A 22,833-nucleotide genomic window follows, 5' to 3' on the forward strand; every position below is an offset into this window, starting at 1 on the left:
TGTGTGGTTAGAGCTTTTTTATCTCGTTTTTTCAAGGTAGTCTTTGACCCATGTGAGCTCTACCTCATTCAAAGGCCGGCTTTCTCCAGGGGCTAACTGAGGATCCAAGGTGAAGGGACCAAAAGACAAGCGTTTTAAGGTCATTACTTTGACCCCAATGGCCAAAAACATCTTTTTCACTTGGTGGTATTTTCCTTCTGAGATTCGGACCTGGGCCTTGCTGTAGCTGGGGTGGCTTTCTAGAATGGTCAAGGAGGCAGGCTTACAGATAGGGCCGTCCGTGAATGAAATCCCATTCTGAAATTGCTCGATGTGGGCTGCACAGAGCGGACCATTGACTTCTACCTCATAGACCTTCTCCACATGGTATTGAGGATGGAGCAGTTGAAAGCCTAAGGGACCATTATCTGTGATGAGGAGCAGACCACTGGTGTCGCGATCGAGGCGACCAAGCGGATAGAGGTCGGGGTACTCTTGCTGAGGGTCCACTAGCTCGATCACCGTTGGATGGTGGGCGTCTCTTTTGGCGGTCACGGCCCCGATTGGTTTATGGAGCATATAGTAGTGGTGACGCGGTTCTTGAATGATTCGTTCCCCGATTTGAATCTGTTGAAGTCCAGGGTCGATGTTTTGGGATAGCTTTTTAGCTGGTAGGTGATCGACCAAGATTTGCCTTCGGGCCAGAAGTTGTTTGATGTCTTTGCGAGCGTACTGATGGTCTGCCATCAATTGATCTAATCTCATGGGACCTCTTTTTCTGAAATTCTTATTATCAGTGTATCATGAAAAGAAAAGGAAATCGAGTCGGAGAAAAGAAACGAAGATGAAAACATTTACAACTAGCTGAACTGTGTTTTTTAGATAGGACTGTGGTATAATTGTTCAGTTAGAAATATTATTTAAAATTTTATAGAGGAAATCATGACAAAATTAAGAGAAGATATTCGTAACGTTGCGATCATTGCCCACGTTGACCATGGTAAAACAACCTTGGTAGACGAATTGTTGAAACAATCGCACACCTTGGATGAACGTAAAGAATTGCAAGAACGTGCAATGGACTCAAACGACCTTGAAAAAGAACGTGGGATCACGATCCTTGCTAAAAATACAGCTGTTGCTTATAACGGAACTCGAATCAATATCATGGACACACCAGGACATGCGGACTTCGGTGGAGAAGTGGAACGGATCATGAAAATGGTCGATGGGGTTGTATTGGTCGTAGATGCTTACGAAGGAACCATGCCTCAGACTCGTTTCGTATTGAAAAAAGCCTTGGAACAAGATCTTGTTCCGATCGTTGTAGTTAACAAAATCGATAAACCATCTGCTCGTCCAGAAGAAGTTGTAGATGAAGTTCTTGAACTGTTCATCGAATTAGGTGCGGATGATGACCAATTGGAATTCCCAGTTGTTTATGCATCAGCGATCAACGGAACATCTTCACTTTCAGATGATCCAGCTGATCAAGAGCACACAATGGCACCGATCTTTGATACCATCATTGATCATATCCCAGCTCCAGTTGATAACTCAGATGAGCCTCTTCAATTCCAAGTATCCCTGCTTGATTACAACGACTTCGTTGGACGTATCGGTATCGGACGTGTCTTCCGTGGTACTGTAAAAGTTGGGGACCAAGTAACCCTTTCTAAATTGGATGGAACGACTAAGAACTTCCGTGTTACCAAACTCTTTGGTTTCTTTGGTTTGGAACGTCGTGAAATTCAAGAAGCTAAAGCGGGTGACTTGATCGCTATTTCTGGTATGGAGGATATCTTCGTTGGAGAAACCATCACACCGACAGACGCAGTTGAAGCTCTTCCAATCCTTCACATCGATGAACCAACGCTTCAAATGACCTTCTTGGTTAACAACTCACCATTTGCTGGTCGCGAAGGAAAATGGGTAACCTCTCGTAAAGTTGAAGAACGCTTGGAAGCGGAATTGCAAACAGACGTCTCTCTTCGTGTTGACCCAACTGATTCGCCTGACAAATGGACAGTTTCAGGACGTGGGGAATTGCACTTGTCTATCTTGATCGAAACCATGCGTCGTGAAGGATACGAATTGCAAGTATCTCGTCCAGAAGTTATCATCAAAGAAATTGATGGTGTCAAATGCGAACCGTTTGAACGCGTGCAAATCGATACACCAGAAGAATACCAAGGATCTGTTATCCAAAGTCTTTCTGAACGTAAAGGTGAAATGTTGGATATGATCTCAACTGGTAACGGTCAAACTCGTTTGGTCTTCCTTGTTCCAGCGCGTGGGTTGATTGGGTACTCAACTGAGTTCTTGTCAATGACACGTGGTTACGGAATCATGAACCACACCTTTGATCAATACTTGCCAGTGATTCCAGGAGAAATCGGTGGACGCCACCGTGGTGCTCTTGTTTCAATCGATAACGGAAAAGCAACCACTTACTCTATTATGTCTATCGAAGAACGTGGTACGATCTTTGTCAATCCAGGTACAGAAGTTTACGAAGGAATGATCATCGGGGAAAACTCTCGTGAGAACGACTTGACCGTAAACATTACGAAAGCAAAACAAATGACCAACGTTCGTTCAGCTACTAAGGACCAAACAGCGGTTATCAAGACTCCTCGTATCTTGACCTTGGAAGAATCTCTTGAGTTCTTGAACGACGATGAGTACATGGAAGTAACACCGGAATCTATCCGCTTGCGGAAACAAATCTTGAACAAAGCAGAACGCGAAAAAGCAAATAAAAAGAAAAAATCAGCAGCTGCTGAATAATACGGAAAGAAAGGAGAAACAAAATGGTCTATTTTATCTTAGGGATTTTGATTCTCCTTTTTTACCTTTTTATGACCCCAAAAAGTATTCGTGGTACCTTGAACAGTGTCACAATGGTGGTCTTGATCGTCTCCATTATCGTACTGACTTGTCTCGCCATTTTTCAGATATTCCAATTACCGTCTGAGTTTTTTGTCGGTGCCTTTCTCGCCTTTGTTGGCTACCTGGCTTTGGTAGATATTTCCAAAATGACGACCAAACAGAAAAAATAAACGCTGACCTGATTTTTAAAGCCCTTTGGGCTTTTTAATTTTGCTAAAAAAAGGTAAAATAGAGAGTGATAAAAATGGAGCGAAGAAATCATGAAATTTGTGAAACAATTTGAAAATAAAAAGGTTCTTGTATTAGGTTTGGCTAAGTCAGGCGAGTCAGCTGCCCGTTTGTTGGATCGCTTAGGAGCGATTGTGACCGTCAATGATGGCAAACCTTTTGAAGAAAATCCAGCAGCACAAAGTTTACTGGAAGAAGGGATTAAAGTTGTGACAGGAGGCCACCCTCTGGAATTGTTGGATGAAGACTTTGCCGTCATGGTCAAAAATCCAGGAATCCCTTATTCCAATCCAATGGTTGAAAAAGCGCTTGAAAAAGGCATTCCCGTCCTCACTGAAGTGGAATTGGCTTATCTGATTTCGGATGCGCCAATTATTGGGATTACAGGATCAAACGGAAAAACGACGACAACAACCATGATCGGGGAAGTCTTGACGGCTGCCGGCCAAGGTGGTTTATTGTCTGGGAATATCGGTTTTCCAGCTAGTCAAGTTGCACAAACAGCAACAGAAAAGGATGTTCTGGTCATGGAATTGTCTTCTTTCCAATTGATGGGAATTGAAACCTTCCATCCAGAGATTGCAGTGATTACCAACCTCATGCCAACCCATATCGACTATCATGGTTCTTTTGAAAATTATGTAGCTGCCAAATGGAATCTTCAAAAGAATATGACAGAAAAAGATGTCATTGTCTTGAACTTCAACCAAGACCTGACCAAGGAACTGGCTACAAAAACCAAGGCAAGGGTCCTTCCATTTTCAACGGTTGAAAAAGTGGACGGGGCTTATTTGGAAGATGAACTTCTAAAGTTTAAGGGAGAAGTTGTTATGCGTGCAGATGAACTGGGCGTTCCAGGTAGTCACAATGTAGAGAATGCCTTGGCAACGATTGCGGTTGCAAAAGTCCGGGGTGTGGAGAATGAGGTCATTAAAGAAACCTTGTCAGCCTTTGGAGGTGTCAAACACCGCCTTCAATATGTGGATGAAATTCAAGGTGTCAAATTCTACAATGACAGTAAATCGACCAATATTTTAGCAACACAAAAAGCCCTTTCTGGTTTTGATAACAACAAGGTGATCTTGATTGCAGGGGGGCTCGATCGTGGCAATGAATTTGATGAATTGGTGCCTCACATTACTGGCTTAAAGGAAATGGTGATTCTAGGGGAATCAGCTCCTCGAGTGAAACGCGCAGCCGATAAAGCAGGCGTCCCTTATGTCGATGCGACAGATGTAGCAGATGCTACAAAGAAAGCCTTCGACTTGGCTAGCCCTGGCGATGTTGTACTACTAAGTCCTGCCAATGCCAGCTGGGATATGTATCCGAATTTTGAAGTGCGTGGGGATGAATTCCTTGCTACAGTAAAAGGGTTGAAATAAGATGAAAAAAATAATGTTTACTGGTGGGGGAACCGTGGGACATGTGACCCTTAATCTCCTCTTGATTCCAAAATTTATCGAAGATGGATGGGAAGTCCATTATATTGGAGACAAAAAAGGAATCGAATACCAAGAGATCAAAAAGTCTGGCTTAGACGTACGCTTCCATTCAATTGCAACGGGGAAATTGCGCCGCTATTTCTCTTTCCAAAATATGATGGATGTGTTCAAGGTAGCTTGGGGAACGCTCCAGTCCATTGCAATCCTGCTTCGTGTGCGCCCACAAGTTCTCTTCTCAAAAGGGGGATTTGTCTCTGTGCCACCAGTGATTGCGGCCCGACTCACGCGTGTTCCTGTCTATATCCATGAGTCCGATCTCTCGATGGGATTGGCCAATAAAATTGCTTATAAATTCGCTACCAAGATGTACACGACTTTTGAGCAAGCTCATGGTTTAACAAAGAGTGCGCATATCGGTGCGGTAACCAAGGTTACAGATCATATTCCGACAACTTCTGAAGAATTAGACGAAAAAACAAAAGGTTTCCGAAAAGATTTGCCGATCCTTCTCTTTGTCGGAGGATCTGCTGGTGCGCGTGTCTTTAATGAATTTGTGACAGAGCATCAAGCAGAGCTCTTGCAGCACTACAATATCATCAATTTGACGGGCGATTCAACATTGAATCAGGCTGAGGGTGGTTTGTATCGAGTGGATTATGTAACCGATCAGTATTTGCCAATGCTCCAGAAGGCTGATTTAGTGGTGACTAGAGGTGGGGCCAATACCTTGTTTGAACTCTTGGCCATGAACAAACTCCACCTGATCGTACCGCTAGGAAAAGAAGCTAGCCGTGGCGATCAGATTGAAAATGCCCAATATTTTGTGGATAAAGGTTATGCAGAGCAATTGCAGGAAGATCAATTGACCCTCGAAACCTTTAATGAAACCATTCAAGAAATGTTGAAGCAAAGCCAAGTCTACCACCAAGCAATGGAAAAATCGACAGAACTCCTTTCACTAGACGATTTTTATGGCCTGCTTCAAAAAGATATCAGTAAGGGAAAAGATGACGGACGACAATAAAAAAACGCCAACGGATGACAAAATTACAGAATTGTCAGCCTGGCAAAAAAGAAACAAAGAATATTTAGAAAAAAAAGCGCTTGAAAAAGCGGAAGAAGCTGAAACAGAGGAAACTGAAAGCGAAGAAGCACAAGAAGACGAAGACCTTTCAGAAAAAGAGACAGCTTCCGTCTCAGAGGAAGAATCTGAAGAAATAGAAGAGTCTGAAGAGGAAGATGAATCTGAGGCCGAAGAGGATCCAGATGCGGATGGAGAAAGTTCAGAAGGAGAAGAAGTTGATCCGGCTAAAGAGGAGCTAGATCCTTCAGAGAAACAAGAGAAAAAGCCTTCATTCTTTAAAGGCTTAAAGACGAAAAAGCCAAAGAAGGAACCGACAGTGGCAAAACGCCATATCTATCGTGCCCTTCCGGTTATCGGAATCAGCTCGCTTGTCGCCCTTCTCTCCATCTATTTTTTAAGTCCCTTGTCCACACAGAAAGTGATTGAATTTTCAGGGAACAAGGCGGTTGACCAGCAACTCTTGTATGAAAAAAGTCGCATCAAAGAAGAAGATTATACTCTGACGACTTTCCTTCATAAATCGGTCTATGAACAAAATATGAAAACGGCTAGTCCATGGATCAAAGAGGTTCACATGCATTATCAATTCCCGGTGACCTTTAAAGTCAATATCGTGGAACACAAAGTGGTTGCCTATTATGTGACCGGAGAAGACCACTATCCAGTATTGGAAAATGGAGAAGTCGTTGAGACAGTAACTCCAGCTTCGGAATTGCCGTCCTCCTATATTAGTTTAAAATTCTCAGATCGAGAATTAGTTAGACAATTTGTCCAAGAAATGAAGTCTATTTCTTCTTCCATTACGGATAAAATTGTTTCGGTTGATCTGACACCGAGCAAGGTCACCAAGGATCTGGTGACCATCACCATGAAAAACGATAATAAAATCTTGGTGCCTGTTTCCCAAATTACCCGCAAGCTTCCTTACTATAAGGCGATCAGTAAGAAATTAGACGATGATTCGACTATCGATATGGAGGCTGGAGTCTTCAGTTATAGTGAACAATCCATCGCAGATGCCAAAGAGCAAGCTGAGAAAGAAAAGGCTGAAAGTACAGAAAATCAGAATGAACATTCTGAGGAAACAAGCCAAGAACAGAATCAAGAACAGAATCCAGAAGGGGAGAATTCTTCTGGGAATGAGTAAAGCCCATAAATTATCTCAAATAATTGAAGAAAAAATGTCCATTTTAGGCTTCTTTGTGATATAATGAAGTTTGGATAGTTCCAACTAAAAGGGCTATAAATAGATGTAAAGTGAAAACAAATAAAGAGAGAGGACTGGTGTAATGGCTAGAGACGGCTTTTTTACAGGTTTAGATATCGGTACTAGTTCAATAAAAGTATTGGTGGCAGAACATGTCAATGGAGAAATGAATGTAATTGGAGTCAGCAATGCAAAAAGTGCTGGCGTCAAAGATGGAATTATAGTAGATATCGAAGCTGCTTCAAATGCAATTAAAAATGCAATCAGCCAAGCTGAAGAAAAAGCAGGGATTTCAATCAATCTAGTCAATGTTGGGTTGCCTGCAAATTTACTACAAATCGAAGCAACTCAAGGAATGATTCCAGTCACAAGTGATTCAAAAGAAATCACAGATGCAGATGTTGAAAATGTTGTCAAATCTGCACTCACAAAAAGTATGACACCGGATCGTGAAGTAATCACCTTCATTCCTGAGGAATTCACAGTTGATGGTTTCCAAGGAATCCGCGATCCACGCGGAATGATGGGGATCCGACTTGAAATGCGTGGCCTTCTTTATACAGGACCTCGTACAATCTTGCACAATTTGCGTAAAACCGTTGAACGTGCAGGCTTACAAGTTGAAAACATCATCATTTCACCGCTTGCGATGATCAAAACAGTCTTGAATGAAGGCGAACGTGAATTCGGAGCTACAGTGATCGATATGGGTGGTGGCCAAACAACGGTAGCATCTGTTCGTAGCCAAGAACTTCAATTTACAAATATCTATCAAGAAGGTGGCGATTATGTTACCAAAGATATTTCTAAAGTATTGAAAACTTCTCAAAAATTGGCGGAAGGCTTGAAGTTCAACTATGGTGAAGCCTATGTACCATCTGCTGGAAACGAAGTCTTCCATGTAGAAGTCATCGGTGAAGTAGAGCCAGTTGAAGTGACTGAGAAGTACTTAGCTGAAATCATTTCAGCACGTATCAAACACATCTTTGAGCAAATCAAACAAGACCTTGAGAGAAGACATTTGTTGGATCTTCCTGGTGGTATTGTGATTATCGGTGGAGGTGCGATCCTTCCTGGTGTTGAAGAATTGGCTCAAGAAGTCTTTGGTGTAAATGTGAAATTGTTTGTTCCAAATCAAATTGGAATTCGCAATCCAGCTTTTGCCCATGTGATTAGCTTGTCTGAATATGCAGGCAATTTGACAGATGTGGATATTATTGCTCAAGCTGCGGTTCATGGAGACGAAGTCTTGCGTCAACAACCGATTCAATTTGATCGTCCAGTGCAACCACAAGTACAACCACAACCTGCTGCTCCAGCACAACCGGTAGTACCTGCATACAATGCTGAGAAGATTGAATCTCCAGTAGATGCTCAAGAAATTCCAGCAGCAAGCAATGATAGCAAACAAGAACCAAAAACTACATTCACAGACCGAATGAAAAATTTGATCGGTAATATGTTTGATTAAGGAGTGTAAGTATTTATGACATTTTCATTTGACACAGCAGCGGCACAAGGTGCAGTAATTAAAGTAATCGGTGTCGGTGGCGGTGGCGGTAACGCCATCAATCGTATGATTGACGAAGGCGTTGCCGGTGTAGAATTCATCGCAGCTAATACAGATGTTCAAGCACTTTCAAGTGCAAAAGCTGAAACAGTTATCCAATTGGGTCCAAAATTGACTCGTGGATTGGGTGCTGGAGGTCAACCTGAAGTTGGTCGTAAGGCAGCTGAAGAAAGCGAAGAAGTGTTAACAGAAGCTTTGCAAGGTGCAGACATGGTCTTCATCACTGCAGGGATGGGTGGAGGATCTGGTACAGGTGCTGCACCAGTCATCGCTCGTATTGCCAAAGCTGTAGGTGCTTTGACAGTAGCAGTTGTAACTCGTCCATTCGGGTTTGAAGGTTCAAAACGTGGCAACTTCGCTATTGAAGGGATCAACGAACTTCGCGAACATGTAGATACATTGTTGATTATTTCTAATAACAACTTGCTTGAAATTGTAGACAAGAAGACACCGCTTCTTGAAGCTTTGAGTGAAGCAGATAACGTTCTTCGTCAAGGTGTTCAAGGGATCACCGACTTGATCACAAGTCCTGGATTGATCAACCTTGACTTTGCCGACGTGAAGACTGTTATGGAAAACAAAGGGAATGCCCTCATGGGTATTGGTGTTGGTAGCGGTGAAGAACGTGTGATCGAAGCGGCTCGTAAAGCTATTTACTCTCCACTTCTTGAAACTACAATTGATGGTGCAGAAGACGTGATCGTCAACGTAACAGGTGGTTTGGATATGACATTGATCGAAGCTGAAGAAGCTTCAGAAATTGTGAACCAAGCTGCAGGTCACGGAGTAAACATCTGGTTGGGTACATCTATTGATGAATCTCTTAAAGATGAGATCCGCGTGACGGTTGTTGCAACTGGTGTCCGTCAAGACAAGGTAGAACGTGTTAGCGGAATTGCTTCCTCACAACGTCCTTATAAAACAGGACCACGTGAACAACGCCCACAAGCTGCACCATTTGACCGTGAATTTGATTTGAAACAAGATGTTGAATTGCCAACAACTCCAAGTCGTCCAGCGGTAGAACCAAACCGTGGCTCAGCCTTTGGTGATTGGGATATTCGTCGTGAGAATATCGTTCGCCAAACTGAACCAACATCAACACATCAAGTTGATCGTTACGTAGATTCATCTTCAGATGATGATGAATTGGAAACACCACCATTCTTCCGGAATCGTTAATCATGAATCTGGTAGAGAATGCTGATCTTGTTCGGCAACAAGTAGAAACAGCAAGAAACAAAGCTAACCGTCAAGATCAAGTTAATGTGATAGCTGTCACCAAGTATGTGGATGTTGTTACAACAGAAGCAATGGTGAAAACAGGTATCCAACATATCGGTGAAAATCGTGTCGATAAATTCCTAGAAAAGTATCAAGCTCTAAAAGGGTATGATCTCACTTGGCACTTGATTGGGAGCCTCCAACGGCGGAAAGTAAAAGACGTGATTAATCTCGTCGATTACTTTCATGCCTTGGATTCGGTGAAACTGGCTCAAGAAATTCAAAAGCGAGCAGAACACCCGATCAAGTGTTTCCTCCAAGTGAACATTTCTGGTGAAGAAAGTAAGCACGGATTTGCACCCGATGAACTGGATGATGTTTTAGCGGAAATCGCACAGCTGGACAAAATTGAAATTGTTGGTTTAATGACGATGGCTCCCTTTGAGGCTAGTCAAGAAGAGTTGCAGGATATTTTTTCAAAAACTCACCAACTTCAGAAACAACTAGAAAAGAAACAATTAAAAAATATGCCTTTTTCAGAACTAAGTATGGGTATGAGTCGTGACTTTGAAGTAGCCGTTGCGAACGGAGCGACTTATGTTAGAATTGGGACATCATTTTTTAAATAGGAAAGAACTATGTCATTAAAAGATAAATTTAACAACTTTATTGACTACTTCACAGAAGACGGTGAAGAAGTAGAAGTTAGCGAGGCAAAAGCAGCTGGTGCGGAAACACAACCAGTTCCACAGCCACAGCCAACTCCTCAAGTGACTTCTCCACGTCCACAGATTAGTCAAAAAGAACCGGTAAAACCAAAACCAAAACCGACTCCTGTCGCACCTGTTACAACTCCTGTATCTACAGCAGCTGTGAAGGAATCTGTGCCTACAACGAAAAATACATCTGAAAATATCACTCGCTTGCATGAACGTCAACGTGAATTGGCTGCTAATCGTGCAAATACAGATGAAAAGATTACCATTGATGTACGCTATCCCCGTAAATACGAGGAAGCGACTGAAATTGTCGATCTATTACTATCTAATGAGAGTATCTTGATTGATTTCCAATATATGACAGAGGTACAAGCCCGTCGTTGTTTGGATTATTTGGATGGAGCTCGTTATGTTTTGGCAGGAAATCTTCGCCGTGTTGCAAGCACCATGTACTTGTTGACTCCAATTAATGTAGTCGTTAATGTGGAAGATATTCGCCTTCCAAATGATGTGGAAGTGACAGAATTCGACTATGATATGAAACGTAATCGCTAAGATGATTATCTTTCAATATCTTTCAAATATCATTCAAATCTATTCCATCATTCTTGTCATCTATGCCTTACTTTCTTGGTTCCCTGGGGCACCTCAGAGTACTCTTGGACAAATGGTTCACCGCCTAGTTGAACCATTTTTGAGCCTTTTTAGAAAGTTACCTTTGCAGGTTGGAGGCTTGGATTTTACGGTACTTGTAGCACTTTTTGTCTTGAACCTAATGAATCAGCTATTAGCTCGGTTGTTTCTATTTTTGATTGGTTAGAATACGATGGGACAGAAAGAGATTTACCAACATTTCAATCGCGAAAATCACGAATTTATTGATCGTTGTATTGAATTGTCAGAAAGAGTAATTGAACGCTATTCTGTTGAAGTGACGGGGTTTTTAAATCCTCATCAGGTCGCTATTTTACGAAATGTTGCGGCAAGCTATCAATTACAGGTCTTTGCTTCCAGTGATGAGCAGAAAATGGAGTATGCCAAGGTCATTGTGGCTCCGGATTATTATCAATTGGATCCAAGTGACTTTGATCTGGCATTAATAGAGATGGTCTATGCTTCCAAATTTCATCACTTGACCCATTCCCAGGTTCTGGGGACCATTGTTCACCAATTAGGAGTGGAGCGCAAGTCCTTTGGAGATATTCTGACAAGTGATGGAAAGATCCAAGTATTTGTTGAACAGCGTTTTGTTCCCTATTTCATGGATCACATCCAGAAAATTTCTCGGGTACCTGTTAAGCTTAGGGAAGTTTCTCTATCTGAACAGATTGTTGTAGAGGAAGAAAGCCAACAGCGAGATATTCTCGTGTCGAGTTTTCGGTTAGACAAGGTGATTGCTGGGACTTTCAAGCTTTCACGCTCACAAGCCAGTCAGTTGATTAGTTCTGGCTTGGTGAAAGTTAATTATGCGACAACTTCCAATGTTAGCTATACTGTAGGTTTGAATGATTTAGTCAGTGTTCGACGCTTTGGGCGTCTTAAAATTGTTTCTGAAAATGGTATTTCAAAGAGTGGAAAATATAAAGTAACTGTTGAAGTACTCTTGAGTAAAAAATGAGGAGGAGTTATGGCTCTTACTGCTTTAGAAATTAAAGATAAAACTTTTGGCGTTAAATTTAGAGGATATGATGCGAACGAAGTAGAAGAATTTCTAGATATCGTTGTTCGCGATTATGAAGATCTTGTTCGTTTAAATCATGATCAAGAAGCAAAAATTCAAGCTCTTGAAGAACGCTTAAACTATTTTGATGAAATGAAAGATTCATTGAGTCAATCTGTTTTGATTGCACAAGATACTGCTGAACGTGTAAAACAAGCAGCTAACGAACGTTCTGAAAATATTGTTCGTCAAGCTGAACAAGATGCACAACATTTAGTAGATGAAGCAAAACAAAAAGCAAATGAAATCCTTCGTCATGCAACGGATAACGCCAAGAAGGTTGCCGTTGAAACAGAGGAGTTGAAGAACAAGACACGCGTCTTCCATCAACGTTTGAAATCAACAATCGAGAGCCAATTGAGCATTATCGATACGCCTGAATGGGATGAAATTCTTCGCCCAACAGCTATGTATATTCAAACAAGTGATGAAGCTTTCCGTGAAATTGTTGAGAAAGCTTTGGGTGAATCTGTTCACCATCATCATGCAGAAGATGAGAACATTGATTTGACTCGTCAATTCTCTCCAGCTGAAATCGAAGAATTGCAAAAACGCATTGAAGCAGCTAACTTAGAATTGGGTGCGACACAAGCGTTTGAAGGTTTGAATGAAAAAGTTCAATCCGCTTTAGAAGAAGCAGAGCACGCTCGTCATGAAAATGAGGAGGTTGTTGCGGTTGAAGAAGCTGTTCAACCTGAAGATGATGCAAATCGTGAATCTGTCAATATTTTATAATTTTTGTAAAAACAGATCCATTAATGATAGGTCTAGCGAGCAGATGATGGTGGAAGATCTGCACTCCCTCTTAATGGATGATCCTTTTACAGTATTCGTTCTGAATTATTGAGTAAGAACGGACGTTTCCCTCGTTACGGGATGAGAGGAGAAAGTCTCTTGCGACTTCTCGAACAAAGGTGGTACCACGAGCAATCGTCCTTTTTAGGATGCTCGTGTTTTTTTATAGCTTTTTAAATCAATAAGGAGACACAATGAAACTTAAAGAAACATTGAACCTTGGGAAAACAGCCTTTCCAATGCGGGCTGGTCTTCCAACGAAAGAACCAGTTTGGCAAAAAGAATGGGAAGATGCAAAATTGTATCAACGCCGTCAAGAGTTGAATGAAGGAAAACCGCATTTTACACTTCATGATGGACCTCCGTATGCCAATGGAAACATTCACGTAGGACATGCTATGAACAAGATTTCAAAAGATATCATTGTTCGTTCTAAGTCTATGTCAGGCTTTTATGCCCCTTATATCCCAGGTTGGGATACCCATGGTTTGCCAATTGAGCAAGTCTTGGCTAAACAAGGCGTGAAACGTAAGGAAATGGACTTGGTTGAGTACTTGAAACTCTGCCGTGAATATGCTCTTTCTCAAGTAGATAAACAACGTGAAGACTTCAAACGCTTGGGTGTTTCTGGGGACTGGGAAAATCCATATGTCACCTTGACGCCTGACTATGAAGCAGCGCAAATCCGCGTCTTTGGTGAAATGGCTAATAAAGGCTATATCTACCGCGGAGCTAAACCAGTTTACTGGTCTTGGTCTTCTGAATCAGCCCTTGCTGAAGCAGAGATTGAATACCATGATTTGGTATCAACTTCTCTTTACTATGCTAACAAAGTTAAAGATGGTAAGGGTGTCCTAGATACAGATACCTACATCGTTGTTTGGACAACAACTCCATTTACGGTTACAGCTTCTCGTGGATTGACAGTAGGTGCAGACTTTGATTATGTCGTAGTGAAACCTGCTGGATCTGATCGTAAGTATGTCGTAGCGTCTGAGCTTTTGCCAAGCCTTTCTGAAAAATTCGGTTGGGAGAATGTTGAAGTCCTTGCTACTTACCAAGGGAAAGAATTGAACCATATCGTTACAGAACACCCATGGGATACGGAAGTTGATGAATTGGTGATCCTTGGTGAGCATGTAACCCTTGATTCAGGTACTGGTATTGTCCATACGGCTCCTGGTTTTGGTGAGGATGACTACAATGTAGGGATTGCAAATGGCCTCGAAGTAGCCGTTACGGTTAACGAATGCGGTATTATGATGGAGAATGCTGGTCCTGATTTTGCAGGTCAGTTCTACGACAAGGTTGTACCAACGGTTATTGAGAAACTTGGCGATTTACTTCTTGCTCAAGAAGAAATCTCTCACTCCTACCCATTTGACTGGCGGACGAAAAAACCAATCATCTGGCGTGCCGTGCCACAATGGTTTGCTTCTGTTTCAAAATTCCGCCAAGAAATCTTGGATGAAATTGAAAAAGTAAAATTCCACTCAGAATGGGGGAAAGTCCGTCTTTACAACATGATTCGTGACCGTGGTGACTGGGTGATCTCTCGTCAACGTGCATGGGGAGTTCCACTTCCAATCTTCTACGCTGAAGATGGCACACCAATCATGACAGCTGAAACCATCGAACATGTAGCTCAACTCTTTGAAGAGCACGGATCAATCGTTTGGTGGCAACGTGATGCCAAAGACCTCTTGCCAGAAGGATTTACCCATCCAGGTTCACCAAATGGTGAGTTCAAAAAAGAAACAGATATCATGGATGTCTGGTTTGACTCAGGTTCATCATGGAATGGGGTCGTGGTTAACCGTCCAGAACTCAAATACCCAGCAGATCTTTACCTAGAAGGTTCAGACCAATACCGTGGTTGGTTCAACTCATCACTCATCACATCTGTGGCGAACCATGGTGTAGCGCCTTATAAACAAATCTTGTCCCAAGGTTTCGCCTTGGATGGTAAAGGTGAGAAGATGTCTAAATCTCTTGGGAATACCATTGCTCCAAGCGATGTTGAAAAGCAATTTGGTGCTGAAATCTTGCGTCTCTGGGTAACAAGTGTAGACTCAAGCAACGACGTGCGGATCTCTATGGATATCTTGAGCCAAGTCTCTGAGACTTACCGTAAGATCCGTAATACCCTTCGTTTCTTGATTGCTAACACATCTGACTTTAACCCAGCTGAGGATGCAGTCGCTTATGAAGAACTTCGTTCTGTTGATAAGTACATGACCATCCGCTTTAACCAACTTGTTAAGACGATTCGTGACGCTTATGCAAACTTCGAATTCTTGAGGATTTATAAGACTTTGGTTAACTTTATCAATGTTGATCTGTCAGCCTTCTACCTTGATTTTGCCAAAGATGTTGTCTACATCGAAGGAGCGAAATCTCTTGAACGCCGTCAAATGCAAACTGTCTTCTATGATATTTTGGTGAAAATCACTAAACTCTTGACGCCAATTCTTCCTCACACTGCTGAAGAAATCTGGTCATACCTTGAGTTTGAAGCAGAGGATTTTGTTCAATTATCAGAATTGCCAGAAGCAGAAACGTTTGCCAACCAAGAAGAAATCTTGGATACTTGGTCAGCCTTCATGGACTTCCGTGGTCAAGCTCAAAAAGCCTTGGAAGAAGCACGTAATGAAAAAGTGATTGGTAAATCACTAGAAGCTCACTTGACAGTTTATCCAAATGAAGTGGTGAAAACACTTCTTGGAGCTGTTGATAACAATGTCGCTCAACTCTTGATTGTTTCTGAGTTGACCATTGCAGAAGGCCCAGCACCAGAAGGTGCAGTGACCTTTGAAGATGTAGCCTTCACGGTTGAACGTGCAGCTGGTGAAGTTTGTGACCGTTGCCGTCGTATCGATCCAACAACTGCAGAACGCCACTACCACGCAACCATCTGTGATCACTGTGCAAGCATTGTCGAAGAGAACTTTGCGGACGCAGTCGCAGAAGGATTTGAAGCAAAATAATAAGAAGTGAAAAATCGCAGGGAGAGAGTCTCCTTGCGACTTTTCAATAAAGAGGAAGTTATGTGGTACCAGAAAGAATTTAAGGAACTAGAACTGAAAGAGTTTTACGAGATCGTTCAGCTGCGATTAGAGACCTTTGTCGTGGAACAAACTAGGACCTACAATGATCTCGATGATATTGATTATCGATCTATCCATCTTTTTCATCAAAATAGGGAAGGACGTGTGGATGCTTATGCTCGCATATTCGCAACGGGACTGACGATTCATTTTGGCAGAGTGGCTGTTTCCAAAGGTAGCCGTGGTCAAGGACTAGGAAAAGCTATGGTAGAGCAAATTTTGGACCTGTGTGAACAGAGATTTCCTGGACGGACCATTGAAATTGAGGCTCAAGAACAGGTGGTCGGCTTGTATGAAAAATTAGGTTTTCAAACGGTGAGCGAGCCCTTTATCTTGGCTTCTTCCCCTCACGTAAAAATGATCTTTCAGAAATAAAGAATCCTTTCATCTCATAATCGAGGTGAAAGGATTTTTTTTGGAAAAAGATACCAAAAAAAAAGTAAGGCAAATTGGCCTTACTTAGTAATTGGAAAGGAAATTTCAATTAGTTTATCAGAGTAGAGGGTTTTAATAGCGGATTGGTCAATGTTTTGAAGATCAATCTTACGTTTTAAAAAGAACTCACGAATTAATTCTACTTCAGTTTCACGAATAGCTCGGTGTTTGTTGCTGATCAACAATTCGTAGTGGGTTGGGGCTTGTGTAAAAATAACATCAGTATTGCCCGCGGAATAAACCTCGACAAGCAAGGCGTCAGTACTAGCAAGTTGATTTTTAACCAAGGTAGCATGACTATTGGTGGTATTAATGAGCTTCATATGAGTTCCTCCTGACCTCTATCTTCATTTATTATAGCACTTTTTTTTATTTTGTGAAAGAAGTCCTTTAGTTTTTATGGGCAATTTTCCACTGTTCAATGCCCCATTTATGGCTGCCTCGTTTCAGTTTTTCAATCGCTTCCTCTACTGGGAACCAAGAGAGATTGTTAAAATCTTCCAGTGGTTTTTGAGTTTCTGTGTAGTCGACGACTTCATAAATATAGGCAGGATTGTAGTAGTAGGTATCCCGGTGGCTAGAATAAAAATACTCGTCTGCTTGGCCATAGTATCGCCCTAAAATAGCAGTAAAGCCTAATTCTTCGATCAGTTCCCGTTTCAGAGCTTGCAAGTGATCTTCACCCGCCTCGATTTCCCCGCCAGGTAAGAACCAAGCCCCATTTGGAGCTTGAACGAGGATGATCTGATCCTGATCCTTATTGGGAATAACAGCGTAGACACCGTATCGGTTCACATACGCAACATCTTGTTTCTTTTCACCAAAACTTGGAATGGTCATGGTTTTCTCTTTTCTTATTTTTTCATCATTATATCATATTTTTTAGCAAAAATCTGGAGGAAAAAAAGAAAGAGACTGGATTTTCCAGTCTCTGAATGTACATTTACTGATTATGATTCTGAAGTCTGTTCAACTGGTTTGTGAGCAGACTTGATAGAGATTTTCCCATTGCTGGTCATGACGGCTTTGAGTTGTTTTTCACTTGGATGTTCCAGGTAATAATCAGTAATAGCATCTTCGATATAGTCTTGGATGGTACGACGGAGTGGGCGGGCCCCCATTTTTGGATCGTATCCCAGATCGACCAATTTTTCTTTCACCTTCTCTGTGACGTCCAGATGAATCTCATTTTGTGCGAGACGTTGATTGACTTCATCGAGCATGAGGGTAACGATTTGAAGCAGGTTTTCTTTTGATAGAGGTTGGAATTCAATGATGCCATCAAAACGGTTCATGAATTCGGGGCTAAAGAAGTTACCGAGTTCTCCAAGTACAGAGTTGGTGCGTCCTTCGCGAGCCGCTCCAAAACCAACATTGGCCTCAGCTTTGCCGGTTCCAGCATTAGAGGTCATGATGATAATGGTATCTTTAAAGCTGACGGTGCGGCCTTGACCATCTGTCAGACGGCCATCATCCAAGACTTGGAGGAACATGTGCATGACGTCTGGATGGGCTTTTTCAACTTCATCTAGCAAAACGAGAGAGTATGGATTGCGGCGGACCTTTTCCGTTAGTTGTCCAGCTTCATCGTAGCCAACATAGCCCGGAGGAGCTCCGACTAGTTTCGCTACGCTATGTTTTTCCATGTATTCGCTCATATCAAAGCGGATCATATTGTCTGCAGAACCAAAGAGCTCGATCGCCAATTGTTTAGACAATTCGGTCTTTCCGACACCAGTTGGTCCGACAAAGAGGAAGCTTCCGATCGGACGGTTAGGTGATCCTAGGCCAACACGATTGCGTCTAATGGCTTTCGCGATTTTATCTACTGCATCATCTTGACCGATCACATGGGCTTTCAAATCAGAAGCCAGATTGATCAATTGAGATTGTTCTTTTTCTTTCAAATCACCAACAGGAATATTGGTCTTTTGTTCAACGATGTGTTCAATCGTTTTTTCGCTGATGACAGGGGTCTCTTGATCGGTGACATGTTGACCTTGCATTTCCTTGTATTTCGCGATTTGGTCGCGGAAGTAGGCTGCTTTTTCAAAGTCTTCTTCGCGGGTTGCTTGAGCTTTGAGGTTTTCCGCTTCAATCAAGCGCTGGTCGATCACTTTTGGATCCACAAAGTTTAGGGTCAGGTTCATCTTAGACCCCGCTTCATCCAACAAATCAATGGCCTTGTCTGGCAGGAAGCGATCTTGGATATAGCGGTTTGACAGAATAGCCGCCGCTTCGATGGCCCCGTCTGTATAGTGGACGTGGTGGTAGTCTTCGTATTTTTTCTGGATTCCCTTGAGGATGGTGATGGTTTCTTCAACCGTTGGTTCATCGACTTTAACGGGCTGCATCCGACGTTCCAAGGCCGCATCTTTTTCAATGATACGGTATTCATTGAGGGTAGTAGCACCGACTAATTGGAGTTCTCCACGCGCCAAGGCTGGTTTGAGGATATTTCCAGCGTCCATATTGCCTTCGCCAGCTGATCCTGCACCAACAATTTCATGGATTTCGTCGATGAACAGAATAACATCTTCTCGTTGACGAATTTCATCCATTAATTTTTGCATGCGTTCTTCGAATTGACCACGAATGCCTGTGCCCTGAACGAGGCTCACGACGTCTAAGCGGATGACTTCTTTTCCTTGCAATTTATGTGGAACGTCGCCATCAACGATTTTTTGAGCCAGGCCTTCCACAACGGCAGTCTTTCCGACCCCAGGCTCTCCAATCAGAACCGGATTGTTCTTGGTTCGACGGTTGAGGATTTCGATGACACGGATAATCTCCTCATCACGGCCAATGACAGGGTCAATATCCCCTTTGCGGGCAATCTCTGTGACATTGATGCCGAACTCTTCTAAAAGACCTTTTGGCTTTTGAGGGCGTGCTTGACGAGGGTCTTGACCACCACCACGGTTATTGTTTTGGCCGTAGCCGCCACCTCCATAACTGCCTCCGGATTGAGTTGGAGGAGTTTGAGGTTCTTGCGGACTTTGGAAGTTTCCAAGGTTATTGAAGAAATCTTCAAAAGGATCTCCAGTGAGTTGGCTCCGTTGGGTCATGCCTTTCAAGAAGCTGTTATTAGGGTCTGTTTTCATAATTTTATAGCAATTTTGACAGAGGTCTACTTGCTGCTGACGTCCATTTACATTTGTATATAAATGGATGGTTGATTCATTTATTTTACAATTTTGACAAAGCATATACATACCTCACAGTAGGTTTTTGATGGTTTTCCATCAAGAGACGAGCCTATTTTTAAAAGGTCAAAAATAGTCAAAGATTTATAGTTTCATTATATCAGTATTCTAGAAGTTTGCAAGAATTTGCTACGGAATGTCGCTAAGGAGTGAAGAAGAGAGCAAATCAACGGAAAAATGTGAATTTTTATTGGAAGAGCTTTCTCTTTTATGATAAAATAGGAGAGTAGAAAGTAAAGAGGAGAAATAAAATGGAATCACATTTGGTACGGATTATCAACCGTTTGGAGACGATGACAAAAGACGGTGGAAACTTGAAACGTAATTTTGAACGTGACGGTGTTGTTGTCGCTGAAGTAGCATACAACCACAATGAAGAAGAAGGTTCAACCTTTACACTTCGTGATGTTGAAGCGCGTGAAACCTATACATTTGATAGCATTGATTTAATTGCAATGGAAATTTATGAATTGCTTTACTAAGCAGCTGTGTGGATGAGTTTGGGGTGGTCTCAAGCTCATTTTTTGTCCATCTGGCTATAGTTTTCGTCTATAAGAAATTCTAATTAGGAACAGTTAGGTTTGAGAGTTGAAATCTGCTATAATAGAGAGGACTATTTTCATTACTTGACTAGAAAGAGAATTGACATGACGACACTCATTGATGGGAAGGCGCTCGCTACAAAATTACAGGGTGAGATTGCGGAGAAAACAGCACGATTAAAAGAAGAGACAGGAGTTGTGCCTGGTCTCGTTGTCATCGTGGTAGGAGATAATCCAGCTAGCAAAATCTATGTAAGAAATAAAGAGCGTTCTGCTATTGCGGCAGGCTTTCGGAGTGAAGTGAGACGACTTCCTGAAAGCATCAGCCAAGCTGAATTATTAGAAGTGATCGAACACTACAATCAGGATCCCCTTTGGCATGGGATTTTGGTACAGTTGCCACTGCCTAAGCATATCGATGCGGATGCAGTCCTTTTAGCGATTGCTCCGACAAAAGATGTGGATGGCTTTCATCCATTGAATATGGGGCGCTTGTGGGCTGGAAATCCGATTATGGTGCCTTCAACTCCCGCTGGCATCATGGAGATGTTCAAAGAGTACGGGATTGATCTAGAAGGGAAGCGAGCAGTCGTGATTGGTCGTTCCAATATCGTTGGAAAACCAATGGCGCAGTTGCTCCTCGCCAAAAATGCGACGGTAACCTTGACCCATTCTCGGACCCATCATTTGCCTAAAATTGCTAGAAGAGCAGATATCTTGGTTGTTGCGATCGGTCGTGCGAAATTTGTAACAGCAGACTTCGTGAAAGAAGGTGCCGTCGTCATTGACGTCGGAATGAATCGCGATGAAAATGGCAAATTGTGTGGGGATGTCGATTTTGACTCTGTTGCACCTTTGGCCAGTCATATTACCCCGGTACCAGGAGGGGTTGGGCCTATGACCGTCACCATGCTGATGGAGCAGACCTACGAAGCAGCTGTTCGTGCGTTAAAAAAATGAAAGTGTGAACAAGATGAAGTTTGTATTTGATTTAGATGGAACCCTGTCATTCGATGGTGTCACAATCGATGATGAAATCAAACAGGTCTTATTGAGAGCAGAAGAATTTGGCCATGAAGTTGCCTTTGCTTCTGCACGTTCTTACCGGGACTGCTTGGGTCTTTTAGGGGACCCATTGAGTCAGCAACTCGTGATAGGCTTAAATGGTGGATTGGCCTATCGCCAGGGGCAATTGGTATATGAGGAACAATTGGACAAGGATGTGTATCGGGAAGTCCTTGGCTTTTGCCGCCATTACAATCTACCATTTTTTGTGGATGATACCTTTGATTATAGCGGACAGATTTTGGAAAAGATTCCTTTTGTTGCTAATGTAGATCCCCTCAAGAAAGCCCAGTATCGTTCATTAGAGGAGCTGACAGATCCGATTAAGGTCGTGATCTATATGGGTGGCCATGAGGAGCTCGTGGATGAGATCATCGAGCGGATCGAAAAGACAGATAAGGTCCATATCCGCTATCATGCGCATGAAAAATGCATCTATCTCAATCCAGCAGACACGCATAAAGCGACAACCGTAGAAGAACTCTGTGGAGAGAATTTCGTGGCTTTTGGCAATGATCAAAATGATATCGAGCTCTTTGAAAAAGCTCTTTATGCAGTTCAGATTGGTGATTTTCCAGCCCTTCAGCCTTATGCGGATGATCAATTGGTAGCCAAACAAAATCAACCACAAGCTGTGGCTGCTAAGATCTTGCAAGTCTTTGCAGAATTCAGAGGAAAATAAAAGATGGAGGGGGAGTCGTGGCTTCTCCTTTTTCACTAGAAATGAGGAAGGTATGAGAACAGTTCAGAAAGAAGAGATCCAGCGTGTTATTGTGAAGCGAGAGGAGAATTCTTATAAGGGCGATTTTGGTCGCCTGCTCTTGATTGGGGGAACTTACCCCTATGGAGGAGCTATTATTATGGCAGCCCTTGCTGCGGTTCATAGTGGTGCGGGGCTGGTTACTGTCGCAACAGATCCTGATAATCTGACAGCCCTTCATAGCCATCTTCCTGAAGCCATGGGCTTTGATCTAGCCGATCACGAACTCCTTTGTGAGCAGCTCCAAAAAGCCGGTGTGATTCTCGTAGGACCGGGCTTAAAGGAAGCAAGAGAAAGCCAAGCGATCTTACACATGATTTTTGAGCATGTCTCTAGCCAGCAGGTCTTGATATTAGATGGCGGAGCTATTAGTCTTTTTGCAGCTTCTCAGTTTGACCTGCCAGAGGCTCAGTTGGTCTTTACCCCTCATCAAAAGGAATGGGAAAAACTGTCAGGGCTTGATCTAACAAGCCAGACTGAAGATAGAAGTCGAGAAGCGGTTCAAAGTTTTCCTAAAGGGACTGTCATTGTAGAAAAAGGGCCACACACCCGCATTTGGACAAGTGGGCAAGATGAGGGCTATCAGCTAGATGTTGGTGGTCCCTATCAGGCAACAGGGGGTATGGGAGATACCTTGGCAGGGATGATCGCAGGATTTGCGGGTCAATTTCCACAGGTCAGTCTCTATGAGCGCGTGGTGGTTGCGACCTATCTCCATTCAGCCATTGCAGAAGACTTGAGCAAGGAGGCTTATGTGGTTCTACCGACGACCATTAGCCAAGAAATCCCCAAATGGATGAAGAAGTGGAGTGACAATTCAAACGAAAATGTTGAAAATGAAACGTTTTCATGATAGTA

Annotated in this window: 22 protein-coding genes; 18 read left to right on the forward strand and 4 right to left on the reverse strand. The window is 42.6% G+C overall.

Features of this window, described 5'->3' with window-relative positions; genetic code table 11:
• Positions 1-18 precede the first annotated feature (18 nt).
• Positions 19-744 (reverse strand): 16S rRNA pseudouridine(516) synthase, encoded by a 726-nt coding sequence (locus O3646_RS07520; protein WP_031575919.1) that lies wholly within the window; start codon positions 742-744, stop codon positions 19-21.
• Positions 745-921: 177 nt separating this feature from the next.
• Here O3646_RS07520 and typA point away from each other — a divergent pair, with 177 nt between their 5' ends.
• The 14 genes from typA (at position 922) to O3646_RS07590 (ending at position 16,342) form a co-directional block, all read left to right on the forward strand.
• Positions 922-2,769, forward strand: coding sequence for a translational GTPase TypA (gene typA / locus O3646_RS07525; RefSeq protein ID WP_155168810.1), 1,848 nt, complete (start codon positions 922-924; stop codon positions 2,767-2,769).
• A 23-nt stretch (positions 2,770-2,792) separates the two neighbouring features.
• Positions 2,793-3,041, forward strand: a complete 249-nt coding sequence (locus O3646_RS07530) for a DUF3165 family protein (RefSeq protein WP_004219693.1) — start codon at positions 2,793-2,795, stop codon at positions 3,039-3,041.
• A gap of 90 nt (positions 3,042-3,131) precedes the next feature.
• Positions 3,132-4,481, forward strand: coding sequence for a UDP-N-acetylmuramoyl-L-alanine--D-glutamate ligase (murD, locus tag O3646_RS07535; RefSeq protein WP_155168812.1), 1,350 nt, complete (start codon positions 3,132-3,134; stop codon positions 4,479-4,481).
• A gap of 1 nt (position 4,482) precedes the next feature.
• Positions 4,483-5,565, forward strand: coding sequence for a UDP-N-acetylglucosamine--N-acetylmuramyl-(pentapeptide) pyrophosphoryl-undecaprenol N-acetylglucosamine transferase (locus O3646_RS07540; RefSeq protein WP_070465413.1), 1,083 nt, complete (start codon positions 4,483-4,485; stop codon positions 5,563-5,565).
• Entirely contained in the window at positions 5,549-6,772 is a 1,224-nt protein-coding gene (locus O3646_RS07545) for a cell division protein FtsQ/DivIB (protein ID WP_125826170.1), read from the forward strand. The genes O3646_RS07540 and O3646_RS07545 overlap by 17 nt, the downstream gene beginning before the upstream one ends.
• Positions 6,773-6,914: 142 nt before the next feature.
• Complete coding sequence (ftsA, locus tag O3646_RS07550; RefSeq protein WP_003005953.1) at positions 6,915-8,303, forward strand: cell division protein FtsA; 1,389 nt, start codon at positions 6,915-6,917, stop codon at positions 8,301-8,303.
• A 15-nt stretch (positions 8,304-8,318) separates the two neighbouring features.
• Positions 8,319-9,584 carry a cell division protein FtsZ gene (gene ftsZ, locus O3646_RS07555; RefSeq protein ID WP_003005955.1) on the forward strand — a complete coding sequence of 422 codons (1,266 nt, stop codon included), beginning with the start codon at positions 8,319-8,321 and terminating at the stop codon, positions 9,582-9,584.
• 2 nt (positions 9,585-9,586) lie between these two features.
• The gene (locus O3646_RS07560) at positions 9,587-10,255 is read left to right on the forward strand and encodes a YggS family pyridoxal phosphate-dependent enzyme (protein WP_155168815.1); all 669 of its coding nucleotides are present in this window, start codon (positions 9,587-9,589) and stop codon (positions 10,253-10,255) included.
• A 9-nt stretch (positions 10,256-10,264) separates the two neighbouring features.
• Positions 10,265-10,900, forward strand: coding sequence for a cell division protein SepF (locus tag O3646_RS07565; protein WP_155168817.1), 636 nt, complete (start codon positions 10,265-10,267; stop codon positions 10,898-10,900).
• Between the two features lies 1 nt (position 10,901).
• Positions 10,902-11,165 (forward strand): YggT family protein, encoded by a 264-nt coding sequence (locus tag O3646_RS07570; RefSeq protein ID WP_324737838.1) that lies wholly within the window; start codon positions 10,902-10,904, stop codon positions 11,163-11,165.
• A 6-nt stretch (positions 11,166-11,171) separates the two neighbouring features.
• Positions 11,172-11,963 (forward strand): RNA-binding protein, encoded by a 792-nt coding sequence (locus O3646_RS07575; RefSeq protein ID WP_324737837.1) that lies wholly within the window; start codon positions 11,172-11,174, stop codon positions 11,961-11,963.
• 9 nt (positions 11,964-11,972) lie between these two features.
• Entirely contained in the window at positions 11,973-12,800 is an 828-nt protein-coding gene (locus tag O3646_RS07580; RefSeq protein WP_070589611.1) for a DivIVA domain-containing protein, read from the forward strand.
• A 254-nt stretch (positions 12,801-13,054) separates the two neighbouring features.
• Positions 13,055-15,847 (forward strand): isoleucine--tRNA ligase, encoded by a 2,793-nt coding sequence (gene ileS / locus O3646_RS07585; protein ID WP_371610719.1) that lies wholly within the window; start codon positions 13,055-13,057, stop codon positions 15,845-15,847.
• Between the two features lie 60 nt (positions 15,848-15,907).
• Positions 15,908-16,342 carry a GNAT family N-acetyltransferase gene (locus tag O3646_RS07590; protein WP_155168823.1) on the forward strand — a complete coding sequence of 145 codons (435 nt, stop codon included), beginning with the start codon at positions 15,908-15,910 and terminating at the stop codon, positions 16,340-16,342.
• Positions 16,343-16,422: 80 nt separating this feature from the next.
• On the opposite strand, the gene O3646_RS07595 is transcribed toward O3646_RS07590, so the two are convergent.
• From O3646_RS07595 to O3646_RS07605, 3 genes are all read right to left on the reverse strand, one after another.
• The gene (locus O3646_RS07595; RefSeq protein ID WP_155168825.1) at positions 16,423-16,725 is read right to left on the reverse strand and encodes a DUF1827 family protein; all 303 of its coding nucleotides are present in this window, start codon (positions 16,723-16,725) and stop codon (positions 16,423-16,425) included.
• Positions 16,726-16,792: 67 nt separating this feature from the next.
• Positions 16,793-17,242 carry an NUDIX hydrolase gene (locus O3646_RS07600; protein WP_155168827.1) on the reverse strand — a complete coding sequence of 150 codons (450 nt, stop codon included), beginning with the start codon at positions 17,240-17,242 and terminating at the stop codon, positions 16,793-16,795.
• Positions 17,243-17,352: 110 nt separating this feature from the next.
• Positions 17,353-19,611, reverse strand: coding sequence for an ATP-dependent Clp protease ATP-binding subunit (locus O3646_RS07605; protein ID WP_272107294.1), 2,259 nt, complete (start codon positions 19,609-19,611; stop codon positions 17,353-17,355).
• A gap of 248 nt (positions 19,612-19,859) precedes the next feature.
• On the opposite strand from O3646_RS07605, the gene O3646_RS07610 reads away from it, so the two are divergent.
• The 4 genes from O3646_RS07610 to O3646_RS07625 all read left to right on the forward strand — a co-directional run bounded on the left by O3646_RS07610 (position 19,860) and on the right by O3646_RS07625 (position 22,828).
• Complete coding sequence (locus O3646_RS07610) at positions 19,860-20,090, forward strand: DUF1797 family protein (RefSeq protein WP_003005989.1); 231 nt, start codon at positions 19,860-19,862, stop codon at positions 20,088-20,090.
• 165 nt (positions 20,091-20,255) lie between these two features.
• A complete protein-coding gene (locus O3646_RS07615; protein ID WP_368385233.1) occupies positions 20,256-21,110 on the forward strand; it encodes a bifunctional methylenetetrahydrofolate dehydrogenase/methenyltetrahydrofolate cyclohydrolase in 855 nt (284 codons plus the stop codon).
• Positions 21,111-21,123: 13 nt separating this feature from the next.
• Positions 21,124-21,897 carry an HAD-IIB family hydrolase gene (locus O3646_RS07620; RefSeq protein WP_371610720.1) on the forward strand — a complete coding sequence of 258 codons (774 nt, stop codon included), beginning with the start codon at positions 21,124-21,126 and terminating at the stop codon, positions 21,895-21,897.
• 52 nt (positions 21,898-21,949) lie between these two features.
• Entirely contained in the window at positions 21,950-22,828 is an 879-nt protein-coding gene (locus tag O3646_RS07625) for an NAD(P)H-hydrate dehydratase (protein WP_070845306.1), read from the forward strand.
• Positions 22,829-22,833 lie beyond the last annotated feature (5 nt).

This window comes from Streptococcus sp. 27098_8_148 (assembly GCF_041432105.1).
Lineage (GTDB): Bacteria > Bacillota > Bacilli > Lactobacillales > Streptococcaceae > Streptococcus > Streptococcus parasanguinis_AE.